Here is a 13554-nt window from a genome sequence, read left to right on the forward strand (position 1 = left end):
GCACGCGCCCCGGTGATCACCGGCGGAGCGGTTCCGGGCCGGGCTATGCGCCGTCCGGCGGCCCGGCTGCGCGGCGTGCCCCCGCCCTGCTGCGGCGCGCCTTCAGTGCGGGAAGCAGGGGGAGGACGAGGACGATGGCGAGCGTGATCCACAGGGCGTAGGAGTCGACGAGCATCACGATGTCGACGCCGGTCTGGCCCGAGGCGTAGCCCGCCCCCGCGACCGCGGCCACCAGGACCGCTGCGCCGGCGGCGTCGAGCAGGAGGAACGTCGTCAGGCGCATGCCGGTCCACCCCGCGGCGCCGTGCACGAGGACGCCGGGCACCCCGGGAACGTAGCTGAGCAGCACGGCGGCGCGCATGATCCACGGCGGCAGCGACTCCGCCCGCGCCGCGAACCGTTCGCCCGCCGGGCCGCGGGCGAACAGCCGGGCGAACCCGCGGCCCCAGCGGTGGCCGACCCACCAGAACAGCCAGTCGAACTTCACCTTGCCGACGACGCCGGCGGCCAGCACCAGCCAGAGCGGCAGTTCGCCGATCGCAGCGAACGCCCCGCCCGCCGCGACCGACGGGGTGCCGCCCTGCACCAGGATCAGCAGCAGCGGCTGATGCGCGATCATGTGCGGCCGGAACGGCATCAGGACCATGTAGAAGGCGGGGATCGCGAAGATCACCGCGAGCAGCACCTTGTCGGCTCGCTGCGGCGCGCCCTCCCACGGCGTGACCGCCTTCAGCGCCTCGGCCGCCTCCTGCTTCCGGGCCGCCTTCTCCGCCGCGGCGTCCCGCGCGGCGCCGTCCGGTTCGCTGCCCGCAGCCGCGGCGCCGGACGGCGCAGCCGCGCCGAGCTCGCTGCCCTCGTGCTGTGGATTCGTCATGGTGCACAGTCTCCGCCGGACGCCGGGATGCGCACAGACGCCGGTGTCACCGGGGGCGGGTGCGGTAGCACAGGGCTCGGCCCGTGACTTCTGTCAGGCCGGCTGCCGGTCACCAGGCCGGGCGCGTCTGGCCGTCGCCGCCCTCGCGGGCCCGGCGCACCGCGGCTGTCCGCCAGCGGCCACTACATTCGGGGGCACGAGGGGCGACACCGGGAGCGCGGATGGCGGAGCGGACGCGGGTGCGGTCAGACGCGGCGGGCGAGCCGCCATGGTGGCGGCGCATGCACGACCGCGCCGCAGACGCGGGCGCCCTGGCCGCCGCCGTCCTCTGGGTGCCGCTGATGGCGGTGCTGGAGGAGGTCGACAGCACCGTCATCGCCGCACCCGCCTGGGCGCCGCTGCTCGACCTCTGGCTCTGGTGGGTCAGCTGCCTGCTGGTCCTGGTGCGCCGCCGGCGGCCGGTCGCGGTGGCCGTCGTCCTCGCGCTGCTGTCGGCGGTGTCGTCGTCGGCGGCCGGGGCGATGCTCGTCGGCCTGTTCGGGGTGGCCGTGCGGTGCCGCCCCCGGGCGGCGGCCGGCGTCGGGGCCCTCGTCGTCGCGGCCGGCGCGGTCAACGCGCTGATCTGGCAGGACACCGCCTTCACGCGGGCGGGCAATATCGCCTTCGGGGTGGTGTTCGTCCTCCTCCTCGTGGCGAGCACCGTCGGCTGGGGCCTGCTGATCGCGACGCGGCGGCGCACACTGGAGCGGTTGCGGGAGCGGGCCGGCCGGGCCGAGCGGGAGGCGCAGCTGTCCGCCGAGATGGCGCGCGCCGCCGAGGCGGAGGCGGCGCTGCGCGAGGAGCGCGCACGCGTCGCCGAGCGGGAGCGGATCACCCGCGAGATGCACGACGCCCTCGGCCACCGGCTGTCACTGCTGAGCGTGCACGCCGGCGCCCTCGCCTACCGGCGGGACGCCTCTCCCGGGGAGGTGGCCGCGGCCGCCGCCGTCATCCGGGACAGCGCGCACCGCGCCCTGGAGGACCTGCGGGAGGCCATCGGCGTGCTGCGCCGCACTTCCGGAGACGACGGGGCGAGCGGCGGAACCCGGCCGCAGCCCGGCCTGTCCGCCATCCGCGGCCTAGTGGCGGAGTCGGCGGATGCCGGCATGGACGTGCACCTCACCGAAGAGGGGAGCGCCGCGGGCGCGGAAGCCCCCGGCGCAGTGGCGCGGGCGGCCTACCGGATCGTCCAGGAGTCGCTGACCAACGCCCGCAAGCACGCGCCCGGCGCCGCGGTCTCCGTCGCGCTGTCCGGCAGCCCGGGGGCGGGCCTCGGTATCGCGGTCCTCTCCGGCCCGGCCCCGGCCACCTCGCCGTCCCCCGGCTCCGGGCACGGCCTCCTCGGCCTCACCGAACGCGCGGCCTCCGCCGGCGGCAGCCTCACCCACGCCGCCACCCCGGACGGCGGCTACGCGGTCCGGGCGCACCTGCCCTGGCCGGAGGAACAGGGGTAGAAGCCCACTGGCGCTCCTCTACGAGTCCCTGCGGGACACCCGGCCGGACGGGTTCGTCGTCCGCAGGGAGATCTCGGTGGTGCTCGACGACCGGCAGCGGCCCGAGCCCGACGTGACGGTGCTGCGCGGCACCGGGGCCGATTCGCGGAGCACCTGGTATCCCGCGGACACCGTCGAGCTTGCGGTGGAGGCCGTCTCCCCGGAGTCGCAGCGCCGCGACCGCGAGCGCAAGCCGCAGCTCTACGCCGGCGCCGGGATCCCGCCCTTCTGGCGGGTCGAGCTCCGCGACGGGAAGCCGGTCGTGCACACCTACGAGCGGGACGTGGCGACCGGGCAGTACGCGCTCACCGGGATCTGCCGCGACCGGCCCGTGCTCTCCGTGCCGTTCGCCACCGACATCGGCCTCACCCGGGCCGAGGAGTTCTGAGCCGGCTGCCCGCTAGGGTTGCCGCATGGCCGATGCCGAGACTGCCGCGACCATCCGGGTGCTGCTGGTCGACGACGATCCGCTGGTGCGCGCCGGGCTGGGGCTGATGCTCGGGGGAGCGGGCGACGTGGAGGTGGCCGGCGAGGCCGGCGACGGGGCCGAGGCGGTGGCGCTGGCGCGGAGGCTGCAGCCGGACGCCGTACTCATGGACATCCGGATGCCCGGCACCGACGGCCTGGAGGCCACCGCCGCCCTGCGCGCACTCCAGGACCCGCCCGAGGTCATCATCCTCACCACGTTCGACACCGACGAGCACGTGCTGCGCGCGCTGCGGGCCGGCGCCGCGGGGTTCCTGCTCAAGGACACCCGGCCGGAGGACATCGTCGGCGCGCTCCGCCGGCTCCGCGCCGGCGAGCCCGTCCTGTCGCCGGGGGTGACGCGGCGGCTCATCGCGCACGTGGTCGACGACGGCGGCGGCGACCGGCGCCGGCGGGCGGCAGAGCGGCTGGCCGCCCTCAGCGACCGGGAGCGCGCCGTGGCCGGCGCGATCGGCCGCGGCGAGGCCAACGCCGAGATCGCGGCGGCGCTGTACATGAGCGTGCCCACGGTGAAGACCCACGTCTCCCGAATCCTCGCCAAGCTCGGTGTCGGCAACCGCGTGCAGATCGCGCTCCTCGTCAACGACGCCGGTGAGGACGGCGAAGGGCCGTCCGAAGGGTAGGGCGTGGCTGGTGGACAACTGCCGCACTGAGCGCCGCCCGGCACGCCCCCGCGGCGTTCCTCCCGGTCGAGGAGGAAGACCGGCTCTGCCCCGGCGTCGGCCGTGCGACGGGTGCGCCCGGCTGCGGGATCCGACCCGTTCAACGAAGAGGACCGGGGCAGGGGGCGGTCGGTCCTGCTGCGCGGCGGACCCGCCGTCCACCTGCCCCCGATGCGCGCCCGGGACGGGCCGGCACCACGGGAGCCGCGCGCGCATGTGTCCGATCCGTACAAGCCCGGGGCCGGGGCACCGGATGAGACTGGTCCCATGAACGAGATCGCTGAGAGGTTCCGTACCCGCTCCGCCGAGTTCGCGCGCCGCGTCGACGCAGTGCCCGAGGACCGGTGGGACGCGCCGTCGCCCTGCACGGGGTGGACTGCGCGGGATGTACTGGACCACATGCTGGACAACGTCCGCACGATGCCCCGCTACGCCGGGGTGGCCGGCCCGGAGCTGCCGGTGACCGCGGCGGACGACCCGCGGCGGGCGTGGCAGGAGGCGTCGGCCGCGATGCAGGCGATCCTGGACGACCCCGAGCTGGCCGGCACCGCCTATGACGGCTACTTCGGCCGCACCACACTGGGCGACACCGTCGACCGGTTCCTCGGCTTCGACCTGGTGGTGCACGCCTGGGACATCGCCCGCGCCACCGGCGGCGACGAAAAGCTCCCGGACGATGAGGTTCGCGCCCTGTGGGCCCAGGCGCAGGACTGGGGCGACACCATCCGGATGGAGGGCATCTGCGGGCCGGAGGTGCCGGTGCCCGACGGCGCCCCGGTCCAGGACCGCCTGCTCGCCTTCGTCGGCCGGAACCCCTGAGCCGAGCGGGTGCCGGCGCGGCCCGGGGGCTCCCGCCCTCGGGCCGCGCCTCCCTGCCGCTGCCGCCTCTGGCCGGCGAGGCGGGCGGCGGATGCGGGGGGCGCCGCGGGCCGGGAATCACGCGCGCGGCGGGCGGTGTTGGTGCGCATGGGCTGCACCTCGGCCCTGTGGGCCGGGGCACCGCTGAACAACGCTGTCCGGAACAGGAAGGCACCCGCTTTGAGCACCACTGACGACCGCGCTGCCCAGCGCCCCGCCGACGCGTCGGGGACGTTCGCCATCGGCGGCGACCTGCCGGTTAACCGCCTCGGCTACGGCGCGATGCAGCTGACCGGCGAGGGTGTCTGGGGCGAACCGTCCGACCCCGGCGAGGCGGTACGCGTGCTCCGCCGCGCCGTCGAGCTCGGCGTCACCCTCATCGACACCGCCGACTCCTACGGCCCCTTCGTGAGCGAGGAGCTGATCCGGGCGGCCCTGCACCCCTACGCGGACGACCTCGTCATCGCCACCAAGGCCGGGCTGACCCGGCGCGGCCCGTCCGACTGGCGGCCGGTGGGGCGCCCGGAGTACCTGCGCCAGCAGCTGGAGCTGAGCCTGCGCCACCTCGGCCTGGACCGCATCGACCTCTACCAGCTGCACCGCATCGACCCGCAGGTCCCGCTGGCCGACCAGATCGGCGAGCTGGCCGCGATGCGCGATGAGGGCAAGGTCGGCCACATCGGCCTGTCCCAGGTGACCGTGGCCGAGATCGAGCAGGCGCGGGCCATCGCGCCGATCGCGTCGGTGCAGAACCGGTACAACCTGGTCGACCGGGCCGACGAGGACGTGCTCGACTACTGCACCGCGGAAGGCATCGCCTTCATCCCGTGGTTCCCGGTGGCGACCGGCGAGCTGGCCCGTCCCGGCGGCCCGCTCGAGGAGACGGCGAAGCAGCACGGCGCCTCGCCGTCGCAGCTCGCTCTGGCCTGGCTGCTGCGCCGTTCACCGGTGATGCTGCCGATCCCCGGTACATCGAAGACGGCGCATGTCGAGGAGAACACCGAGGCGGCGCGCATCGAGCTGAGCGACGCGGAGTTCGACGCGCTCTCCGCGCTCTCCGGCGCCTGATCGACCGCCGCCCCCGTCCTGCCGCCCCTGTCCGGGTGCGCGGCAGGACGGAGGCGGTTCCCGGGCAGCCGGGCGCCGGCCCGGGACCGTCAGAGCAGGATGGGAGGGTGCTGCCATGACGAACGACCGCCCCATGCCGCCCCTGACCGCTGACGACCGCACCAACCTGGAGTCCTGGCTCGACTTCTACCGGGCCACCCTCATCGGCAAGTGCGACGGTGTCGGCGAGGAGCAGATCCGCGCGGCGTCGGTGCCGCCCTCACCGCTCACTCTGCAGGGCCTCGTCCAGCACATGGCCGATGTCGAGCGCAACTGGTTCCGCCGCATCCTGGCCGCCGAGGACCTCCCGCCGATCTTCCCCTCCGAGGGGCCGCACACCGGCGGATTCACCGCCTCCGGCACCTTCGCCGAAGCCCGCGCCGCGTGGGAGTCCGAGGTCGCCGCCGCCCGCGACCGCGCCGCCGCCCGAGCGCTGGACGACACCGCCCCCTTCCCGCCCGGCGGCGACGTCGCCCTGCGCTGGATCTACACCCACATGATCAGCGAGTACGCCCGCCACTGCGGCCACGCCGACCTCATCCGCGAACGTATCGACGGCACCACCGGCGTCTGACGCCGCGGGCGCACACGGCAAGGACGGCTCCGCCGGCGCTCTTCCGCTCCGTTCCGCCGCTTCAGGGCCCGTGCGCGACCAGAGCCGCGCGGTGCGCTCCTGCGGGCGGACCCCAGCCGGCCGCCGGGGCGGATGTCCGGATCCGGTCCGGCGGTGAACGAGCTCCCCGTGCCGCGGCTCTCATCTGAGGCGTCGCAGGCGCATCGGGACGAGAGGCGGGCAGTGATGGCCGGGCAGAGCAGACTCCGCTACCTCAACTGTGCAGCGGCGGAAGCAGCGGCGGCAGCGCTGATTGCAGCGGCTACCGGGTGCGCTTCCGGGGCGGGCGGACTGCAGCACAGCGCGGAACTGGATGAGCTCCTGCCGCCGGCCAGCGCCTTCCCCGACGGCCTCGCGGTCGAGGCTGTCCCCCCGGACGAGTTCACTCCGCCCGCCAGCGGACTCACCGGGGCCGAGCCGGAGATCTGCGCCGGCTTGTTGGGGGAGGTCCAGGACCAAGCCGCCCCCGAAGGAGCGGAGGCAGCCATGCAGGTCGGCGCCGACGAAGGCGGGGACCGGGTCCTGATCTACATGCTGCTCCGGGGCGGCGGGGCCGGAGCCGAACTGGACGCGGCTACCGAGTCCATGGCGGACTGCCCGTCGTTCAGTGGGCGCGCCGACGGCGTCAAAGTGGACGTGGAACTGTACCCCCTGGCCGGCGGTCAGATTCCGCGCGTGTCCGACGGCGGGTACCTGGTGGTCAGCTCGACCGAGGACTACAGCGCCGTCGGCACCACGCTCTGGGGCGCGGTGGAGGGGGTGCGCTTCATCGCGGTGGAGATCCGGATGGAGGAGTCGCGCGGGGCTGTGCCGACGTTCGACCCCGACTGCGTGGAGGAGGCCGAACCGTACGGCGCCGCGGGGACCAGTACCGAGGGCACGGCGGTGGAAGAGTGCATGCCGGCCGCCGAAGACGAGGCACCGGAGGTCCACCGCGATTTCGTGGCCGACGTGGCCGCGCTGGTCGCGGGCACGGGTGAGGCGCAGTGAGCCGGGCAGTTCGTCCTCTGCCCGGCCCGGGTGCGCGGTGTCAGACTGGCTGACCGGCCGGAGGCGGGCAGAGGTGCCGGTGTCGTGGATTCGCACGGCGCTGCGCACGGACGGGCCGTGATGGGTTTCAGGGACAGCGGACCGCTCAGGTGCCGCCGAGGCCGGTAACGCGGTTGGCAGCGCCGGTGGCGGTGTCCATGCCGACGAGGATGCTCGGGGGGACGCCGGCCAGTGCGCGGGATTCGCGGGCCAGGTGGGGCTGGTCGGAGTAGCCGGCCATTGCGGCCAGTACGGCCAGGTCGACCGTTGCGCCGGGGTGCTGCGCCAGGTGGAGGAACCGCTGCAGCCGGAGGATGCGGCGCAGCGTCGCCGGGCCGTATCCGAAGGCCGCGATGCACCGGCGGTGCAGCTGGCGCTCGCTCAGGCCGGCGGCACGGGCGAGGGCACCGACCGGCATGCCCGGTTCCGCGGTGAGCGCATCGGCGACCAGATCGGCCGAGCGTGCGGAGGGGCCGGAGCTGCTCTGCGGCGAGGCCCGGCCGACCGCCGCGGCGACCGCGTTCTGCAGCACTCCGAGCCGGGCGGTGGGAGCGGCGGCGTCCAGCCGCTCCAGCGTCTGGCGCGCCAACCGGTCCCCGACCACATCGGCCAGGTCGACGCGGCGGTTGAGGGCGCCCGGGGTGTCCAGGCCCAGCACCGCTGCGGCCCGCCCCGGCCGCAGCCGCACCCCCACCGCCGATGTCCCCGCCGGCAGCGCAAACGACCAGCCGCTCGTCTCCGGACCGCAGACCACGGCACGCCCCGTGCTCATCCACAGCACATCGACGCACCCGTCCGGCACCAGCGTGTGCTCGCCGCCCGCGTCCGCCGTCCACGCCGTGACCGCCTCCCCGGCCAACCGGGGAGCCGCGGGAGCCGGCGTGTACCAGGCCATGGGGTTCGGCTCGGTCCTACCGCAGGCCCTGTGACTGCAGCAGCGCCGTCAGATCTCCCTCGATCGGGAAGGGCACGGCAACGTCGATCCGCTTCCGATGGATCCCGGCGGGTGCATAGCGGCCGCTGGTCGCGTCGAGTTCGTAGGCGTGCACCACCGGAAGGTCCGCCTCGCACTCCACCCGCCAGAAGTGCGGGATCCCCGCCGCCGCGTACTTCTCCGGCTTTACGGCGCGGCCGCGGTGCGCCGATTCCGGAGGGACCACTTCGACGGCCAGGAGGATTTCGGACGCGATGAAAGAGGTCCGCGCGGGATCGAAGGGCGTCTGTGCGACGACCACGTCCGGCTCGGGCCGGTTGTACCGGTCCAGCGTCACCGTCATCTCCTCTTCGACGGAGAATTCCGCCGGAGCAAGCCGCTCGAGGAGGTTGCCGAGAGAACGGATGGTCCGGGTATGCCAGGACCGCTGGGCGGACATCATGAAGACGAGGGCTCCGTCAATCAGTTCGGTATGCGCAGGAGCCTCGGTGAGAGCATCCAGGTCCTCGGCGATCCATCCCTCGTCACGGGGCGGGTGCATCCAGGCCGGCAGCGCGTCGGCGGCGTCGGGCACCTCGCTCCTGCACTCAGGCTGCGCGCTCATAGCACCAGGGTAGCCCTGCGCGCCGCGGAACTGCAGGTGCATGTCCCCGAAATGCCCGCAGGCGGGCGCATGCGCTAGCGGCGCGGTCCGGTGTCCGCGTCCGGGGCGCCAGCGCGGCGCCGGGAGCTCGGAGCCGCGGCGGGCCGGGCGTCCGGGTTGGCCATGAGGGCGATGCCGTAGGCGGCGAGGAGGGCGCAGAGCACGGCGATGCCGGTGCCGGTCCAGCCGGCCGCGTAGGTCTCGCCCATGAAGGCGACGCCGATGAGCGAGGCGGTGAGCGGGTTGGCGAGCGCGGTGGCGCCGAGCGGAGCGCCGATCTCCATGCCCTGGTAGGCCGCCTGGGCGAGAAGCACGCCGAGGAGCGCGAGGAGCACGGTGCCCAGGACCGCGGGGTGGGCCGCGGTCGACAGGACGCGGGCCAGCAGGCCCGGGGCCGCGCCGGCGGCACCGGCGGCGCCCGCGGCGGCGACGGCGGTCTTCGCCGCGGCCGACGCTGCGCCGAAGCAGATGCCCGCTCCGACCGCGATCAGGCAGCTGCGCGCGGTCCGGCCGCGCACCCGGCCCGCCACCCAGGCCGCGGTGCCGGCCGCGGCCGCGGCGCCCAGGATCACCAGCGCCGACTCGCCGCGCCCCATCGGGGTGCTGGAGCCGCCGGTCACCGCGACCCAGAGCAGCACCCCGAGCGCCGTCACGGTGACCACGGCACCGCACCACTCACGCGGCCGCACCCGGCGCCCGGCCAGCCGCGCCGAGGCGGGAAGCCCGAACACCAGCACCAGCACGCCGATCGGCTGCACCACGGTCAGCGGCGCCAGCGCCAGCGCACCCACCTGGAACACCGCGCGCCCGGCGTTCAGCAGCACCGACCACCACCACAGCGGGTGCAGCAGCAGAGCCCCCAGCTGCCGCCCGCGGGTCAGCGGCTGGGGGAGGGCCACCGCGAGCCGCCGCTGCGTGACCGCGGCGGCGCTGTAGCACACGGTGGACACCAGGCCCAGAAGCGCTCCGACCCAGATGCCCGCATCGATGGCGACGTCCATGGGGCCACTCTCCCTGACCCCGTGCGGCCCTGTCGTCGCTCGGAGAGCGGTACTCGTCCTACGTCGAGGGGAGTAGGCGGGCGGTACCCGCAGCGCAGTCGCACCGCCGTCCGGACGGCGGCGCGGCTCAGGAGGATTCCGCGGCCTCCTTCAGCATCGCCAGGCCGGCATTCCAGCCCTCGGCGTTCTCGGCGATCACGCGCTTGCGGTCGTCCGCGGTGCCGGTGAGGGCCTCGAAGCCGGTCTCGACGATGCGGACGCGGGTGCCGCTGTCCGCCGGCTCCACGTGGAACTCGACCAGGGTGGCGCCGCCCGGCGCAGGGTCGGTGTCCGGAGCCAGCGCGAAGAGCAGCGCCAGCAGGCGGCCGGGGACGGCCCGGTCGACGACGGCGCGGAACCTGCCGTGCTCCTTCCAGGTGAACTCCGCACGGCCCCCCTCCACCGGATCCATCCGGGCGCCGTCGAACGCCCACCACTGCTGCAGGCCCTCCGGTTCGGTCATCAGCTCCCACACCCGTTCCGCAGGCGCGGCCACGTCGGTCTCGCAGTGCAGCATGTTCTGGCTCATCGGGGCCTCCCAGTGCGTCGGAATGCTGTCCCGGTGCCGTGCACGATAGGGGCGCCGTCCGACACCTTCCTGTCCGGAAGGGATACCCGCAATGGCTGCCGCGCCCACCGGTTCTGCCGCCGTGACCAGGGCAGACCGTCCGCTGGCCGCCCCTCTGCCGTGGGCAGATCTCCCCCGGGCAGAAACCGTGGCCGCGGCCCCCGCCGGGCCCGCAGGGTGGAAGTGCCGGGGCGGGCCGCACGGGTCCGGCCGGCGGAAGGGGGATCCCATGCCAGCAACGCCCGCGAAATCCGCGACCGGCCCCCGCGCCGAAGCGGTGGCCGAGGCGCCGTCGCCCGGCCTGGAGGACCAGGTCGCCACCCGGCTGCTGCACGGCCGCACAGTCGTGCTCGGCGCCGAAGTCGACGACGCGATCGCCAACCGGATCTGCGGGCAGCTCCTGCTGCTCGCCGAGGAGGACCACAAGCGCGACATCACGCTGCTCATCAACAGCCCGGGCGGATCGATCAGCGCCGGGCTGGCTATCTACGACACGATGCGCTTCATCCCCAACGACGTCGCCACCCTCGTCATGGGCGCGGCCTACAGCATGGGCCAGTTCCTGCTGTGCACGGGGACGCCCGGCAAGCGCTACAGCCTGCCGCACGCGCGCATCATGATGCACCAGCCCTCCGGCGGGTTCGCCGGGACGGCCGCCGACATCGCCATCCAGGCGGAGAACCTCGCACACACGAAGCAGACCATGCAGCGGCTGATCGCCCAGCACACCGGCCAGAGCGTGGAGACCATCGCCGCGGACCAGAGCCGCGACCGGTGGTTCACCGCCGAGGAGGCGAAGGGGTACGGCTTCGTCGACGCCGTCGTCGAGAGCGTCGCCGAGGTCGGCGGCGACACCGCCCGCCGGTTCGGATTCCTCTCCGAGCGCGGCGCCGGCATGGGGCGCGCCGTCCCGAAGCCGGATGGAAAGGGCACCGCGAAGGGTTCCGCACAGCAGCAGGAGGAGGGCGCATGAGCTCCTACACGATCCCCACCGTCGTCGAGCGCCGCCCGGACGGCGAGCGCGCCTTCGACGTCTACTCCCGGCTGCTGTCGGAGCGGATCATCTTCGTCGGGACGGAGATCGACGCCGGAGTCGCCAACGTGGTCATGGCGCAGCTGCTCCACCTCGACTACGAGAACCCCGACCGCGACATCAGCCTGTACATCAACTCGCCGGGCGGCGAGAACACCGCGCTCACCGCGATCTACGACACCATGAACTTCGTGCGCTCCGACATCTCCACCGTCTGCATGGGCCAGGCGGCGTCCGCGGCCGCGGTGCTCCTCGCGGCGGGCGCCCCGGGCAAGCGGATGGCGCTGCCGCACTCCCGGGTGCTGCTCCACCAGCCGTCGGCGGAGGGCCGGGGCGAAGCCGCCGACCTGGAGATCCACGCCGCCGAGGTGCTGCGGATCCGCGCCCAGATCGAGGGGATCCTGGCCCGCCACACCGGCCAGAGCACGGAGCGGCTGCGCGCCGACACCGACCGGGACCTCATCCTCACCGCGGAGGAGGCGAAGGAGTACGGCATCGTCGACGGCCTGGTCGACGCCCGCAGCCTCACCCGCGCCGCCTGAACACCGCGCCGGCGCCGCCCCGCCGGGATCCGGCGGGGCGGCGCCCTGGCAGGGGCCGCCGTTCCCAGCCCGCAAGCACCGCGGCCGGCGGAGCGGGATTCCCGGCAGGCGCAGGGGCGGTCAGGCGGCCAGCAGGAGCGCGGTGGGCCCGCCGGGCAGCGATGCGGTGCGGCCCGGCGACGCGGGCAGCACCTCGGCCGCCGCGAGGTCCATGTGCACCCCGCCGACCAGGTCGATCATGCTCAGGCCGAGCGCGCGGCGGATCGCGGCCAGCACCTCCGAGGAGGGCTCCTTGCGGCCGCGCTCCACCTCCGACAGGTACGGCAGCGAGACCTGGGCGGCGTCCGCGACCTCTTTCAGCGTGCGGCCCTGTCCCTGCCGGGTGCGGCGCAGCAGCGCGCCGATCACGTCGCGCAGCAGCGGCCCGTCGTCCTGCGCCTCGCCGTCAGGCGCCCCGGCAGAGGCAGCGGGCGCGGTGCGCGCTGCCGGAGGGCCGGCGGGACCGTCCATGCCGAACCCGAACGCCGGCGCGGCGGGTTCCTCCCGCGCGGCCGGCGGCTCGGGAACGGCGTGCAGTCTGCTCTCCGCCATGGGTGCCTCCGCGGTCGGCTGCTCAGGTCCTCCTTCGGACGATAGCCGCGCCGCCCGGCCGCCGGCCATGCCCCGGGGCCCGTTCTGCGGCGGGCAGAACAGCAGCGGGTGCGGGCGTCCACAGCCTGTGGACGGACTTCCGGGAATTCCCGATCTGCGCCGATCCCGCCTGCGCCGGTCACCCGCGGCCGGCGAGCGGTACCCGGTAGAGGACGTGCCGGCGCAGCGGATGCCCCTCCGGCAGGCGCGGATGGTCGAAGCCGCCGCCGGAGTCGTGCACCATGCCGATGCGCTCCATGACGGCCCGAGAGCGGCGGTTGGCGGGAACCGTGAACGAGACGACCTCCTCCAGCCCGTACGGCGTGCCCGGCCCGAGGTGCGCGGCGGCGAAGCCGAGCACCGCCGACGCGGCCTCGGTGGCGTACCCGCGGCCCCAGGCGCTGCGCGCGAGCCGCCACAGGATCTCCACGCCCGGCGCGAAGTGCGCCTCGAACCGTAGCGGCGCAAGCCCGACGGCCCCGGCGAACACGCCGCCGGGCCCCTCCACGGCCCACACGCCCCACCCGCGCTCGTCCAGCCCCGCCTGCCACCGGTCGACCGCCGCGTCGCTCTGCTCCCGCGACAGCGCCGCCGGGAAGTGCCGCATCACCTCCGGGTCGGCACCCAGCTCCGCAAACGGCTCCCGGTCGCTCTCCTTCCAGCCCCGCAGGACCAGCCGCTCGGTCGGAAGCTCGTGCATGGGGACTCCTCTGCCGCGGATGGGGGAGCGGCCAGGTTATCGACGCACCGCCGCCCGAGGGGGCGGTGGCCTTCCACGCGGTCGACGCCGCAGGCCTGCACGCTCAGCTGAAGGCGCACTTCGGCGCGCCGGACCCCTCGCCAGCGGCCGAGCCGGCCACGACCGGCCCGCAGGTAGCCCCGTCCGCGGCACCGGCCCCGACACGATCGGGGCGGTCTGCGCCTCCTACGGGCGGATGGTGCCCGGCGCACCGCCGCCGGAAGGGCCGGCGCGGTGCTCGCGGAGGCGCCGGAGGAGCACCTC

Annotated in this window: 16 protein-coding genes; 9 read left to right on the forward strand and 7 right to left on the reverse strand. The window is 74.9% G+C overall.

Going from position 1 to position 13554, the window contains the following annotated elements:
* Positions 1-43: 43 nt before the first annotated feature.
* Positions 44-874, reverse strand: coding sequence for a DedA family protein (locus ACYVGT_RS07080; protein ID WP_460855622.1), 831 nt, complete (start codon positions 872-874; stop codon positions 44-46).
* Positions 875-1155: 281 nt separating this feature from the next.
* Here ACYVGT_RS07080 and ACYVGT_RS07085 point away from each other — a divergent pair, with 281 nt between their 5' ends.
* From ACYVGT_RS07085 to ACYVGT_RS07115, 7 genes are all read left to right on the forward strand, one after another.
* Positions 1156-2367, forward strand: coding sequence for a sensor histidine kinase (locus tag ACYVGT_RS07085; RefSeq protein ID WP_460855623.1), 1212 nt, complete (start codon positions 1156-1158; stop codon positions 2365-2367).
* Between the two features lie 7 nt (positions 2368-2374).
* A complete protein-coding gene (locus tag ACYVGT_RS07090; RefSeq protein ID WP_460855714.1) occupies positions 2375-2794 on the forward strand; it encodes a Uma2 family endonuclease in 420 nt (139 codons plus the stop codon).
* A 25-nt stretch (positions 2795-2819) separates the two neighbouring features.
* Positions 2820-3515 (forward strand): response regulator, encoded by a 696-nt coding sequence (locus ACYVGT_RS07095; protein ID WP_460855624.1) that lies wholly within the window; start codon positions 2820-2822, stop codon positions 3513-3515.
* 306 nt (positions 3516-3821) lie between these two features.
* Positions 3822-4373 (forward strand): TIGR03086 family metal-binding protein, encoded by a 552-nt coding sequence (locus ACYVGT_RS07100; RefSeq protein WP_460855625.1) that lies wholly within the window; start codon positions 3822-3824, stop codon positions 4371-4373.
* Positions 4374-4592: 219 nt separating this feature from the next.
* Positions 4593-5480, forward strand: a complete 888-nt coding sequence (locus ACYVGT_RS07105; RefSeq protein ID WP_460855626.1) for an aldo/keto reductase — start codon at positions 4593-4595, stop codon at positions 5478-5480.
* Between the two features lie 115 nt (positions 5481-5595).
* A complete protein-coding gene (locus ACYVGT_RS07110; RefSeq protein WP_460855627.1) occupies positions 5596-6093 on the forward strand; it encodes a DinB family protein in 498 nt (165 codons plus the stop codon).
* A gap of 225 nt (positions 6094-6318) precedes the next feature.
* Positions 6319-7122, forward strand: coding sequence for a hypothetical protein (locus ACYVGT_RS07115; RefSeq protein ID WP_460855628.1), 804 nt, complete (start codon positions 6319-6321; stop codon positions 7120-7122).
* 145 nt (positions 7123-7267) lie between these two features.
* Here ACYVGT_RS07115 and ACYVGT_RS07120 read toward each other — a convergent pair whose 3' ends face one another.
* The 4 genes from ACYVGT_RS07120 to ACYVGT_RS07135 all read right to left on the reverse strand — a co-directional run bounded on the left by ACYVGT_RS07120 (position 7268) and on the right by ACYVGT_RS07135 (position 10307).
* Positions 7268-8056, reverse strand: coding sequence for a helix-turn-helix domain-containing protein (locus ACYVGT_RS07120; protein ID WP_460855629.1), 789 nt, complete (start codon positions 8054-8056; stop codon positions 7268-7270).
* A gap of 16 nt (positions 8057-8072) precedes the next feature.
* Positions 8073-8699: a Uma2 family endonuclease gene (locus tag ACYVGT_RS07125; RefSeq protein WP_460855630.1), complete on the reverse strand. Its 627-nt coding sequence runs from the start codon at positions 8697-8699 to the stop codon at positions 8073-8075.
* 74 nt (positions 8700-8773) lie between these two features.
* Positions 8774-9739 (reverse strand): DMT family transporter, encoded by a 966-nt coding sequence (locus ACYVGT_RS07130; RefSeq protein WP_460855631.1) that lies wholly within the window; start codon positions 9737-9739, stop codon positions 8774-8776.
* Between the two features lie 127 nt (positions 9740-9866).
* Positions 9867-10307 (reverse strand): SRPBCC domain-containing protein, encoded by a 441-nt coding sequence (locus tag ACYVGT_RS07135; RefSeq protein ID WP_460855632.1) that lies wholly within the window; start codon positions 10305-10307, stop codon positions 9867-9869.
* A gap of 268 nt (positions 10308-10575) precedes the next feature.
* Between ACYVGT_RS07135 and ACYVGT_RS07140 the strand changes: the two genes are divergently transcribed.
* The gene (locus ACYVGT_RS07140; protein ID WP_460855633.1) at positions 10576-11319 is read left to right on the forward strand and encodes a ClpP family protease; all 744 of its coding nucleotides are present in this window, start codon (positions 10576-10578) and stop codon (positions 11317-11319) included.
* Entirely contained in the window at positions 11316-11921 is a 606-nt protein-coding gene (locus tag ACYVGT_RS07145; RefSeq protein WP_460855634.1) for an ATP-dependent Clp protease proteolytic subunit, read from the forward strand. Before ACYVGT_RS07140 ends, ACYVGT_RS07145 begins: the two co-directional genes overlap by 4 nt.
* Positions 11922-12041: 120 nt before the next feature.
* On the opposite strand, the gene ACYVGT_RS07150 is transcribed toward ACYVGT_RS07145, so the two are convergent.
* The gene (locus tag ACYVGT_RS07150) at positions 12042-12512 is read right to left on the reverse strand and encodes a helix-turn-helix domain-containing protein (RefSeq protein WP_460855635.1); all 471 of its coding nucleotides are present in this window, start codon (positions 12510-12512) and stop codon (positions 12042-12044) included.
* A gap of 178 nt (positions 12513-12690) precedes the next feature.
* Complete coding sequence (locus ACYVGT_RS07155) at positions 12691-13251, reverse strand: GNAT family N-acetyltransferase (protein WP_460855636.1); 561 nt, start codon at positions 13249-13251, stop codon at positions 12691-12693.
* Positions 13252-13554 lie beyond the last annotated feature (303 nt).

The sequence above is a fragment of the Nocardiopsis coralliicola genome, assembly GCF_054779695.1.

What these genes read in the sequence shown, in the direction of transcription:
- ACYVGT_RS07120 (WP_460855629.1), bottom strand. Translation starts at nt 8,056, where the DNA reads ATGGCCTGGTACACGCCGGCTCCCGCGGCTCCCCGGTTGGCCGGGGAG.
- ACYVGT_RS07130 (WP_460855631.1), bottom strand. Translation starts at nt 9,739, where the DNA reads ATGGACGTCGCCATCGATGCGGGCATCTGGGTCGGAGCGCTTCTGGGC.
- ACYVGT_RS07140 (WP_460855633.1), top strand. Translation starts at nt 10,576, where the DNA reads ATGCCAGCAACGCCCGCGAAATCCGCGACCGGCCCCCGCGCCGAAGCG.
- ACYVGT_RS07110 (WP_460855627.1), top strand. Translation starts at nt 5,596, where the DNA reads ATGACGAACGACCGCCCCATGCCGCCCCTGACCGCTGACGACCGCACC.
- ACYVGT_RS07100 (WP_460855625.1), top strand. Translation starts at nt 3,822, where the DNA reads ATGAACGAGATCGCTGAGAGGTTCCGTACCCGCTCCGCCGAGTTCGCG.
- ACYVGT_RS07135 (WP_460855632.1), bottom strand. Translation starts at nt 10,307, where the DNA reads ATGAGCCAGAACATGCTGCACTGCGAGACCGACGTGGCCGCGCCTGCG.
- ACYVGT_RS07085 (WP_460855623.1), top strand. Translation starts at nt 1,156, where the DNA reads ATGCACGACCGCGCCGCAGACGCGGGCGCCCTGGCCGCCGCCGTCCTC.
- ACYVGT_RS07080 (WP_460855622.1), bottom strand. Translation starts at nt 874, where the DNA reads ATGACGAATCCACAGCACGAGGGCAGCGAGCTCGGCGCGGCTGCGCCG.
- ACYVGT_RS07095 (WP_460855624.1), top strand. Translation starts at nt 2,820, where the DNA reads ATGGCCGATGCCGAGACTGCCGCGACCATCCGGGTGCTGCTGGTCGAC.
- ACYVGT_RS07125 (WP_460855630.1), bottom strand. Translation starts at nt 8,699, where the DNA reads ATGAGCGCGCAGCCTGAGTGCAGGAGCGAGGTGCCCGACGCCGCCGAC.
- ACYVGT_RS07150 (WP_460855635.1), bottom strand. Translation starts at nt 12,512, where the DNA reads ATGGCGGAGAGCAGACTGCACGCCGTTCCCGAGCCGCCGGCCGCGCGG.
- ACYVGT_RS07155 (WP_460855636.1), bottom strand. Translation starts at nt 13,251, where the DNA reads ATGCACGAGCTTCCGACCGAGCGGCTGGTCCTGCGGGGCTGGAAGGAG.
- ACYVGT_RS07145 (WP_460855634.1), top strand. Translation starts at nt 11,316, where the DNA reads ATGAGCTCCTACACGATCCCCACCGTCGTCGAGCGCCGCCCGGACGGC.
- ACYVGT_RS07115 (WP_460855628.1), top strand. Translation starts at nt 6,319, where the DNA reads ATGGCCGGGCAGAGCAGACTCCGCTACCTCAACTGTGCAGCGGCGGAA.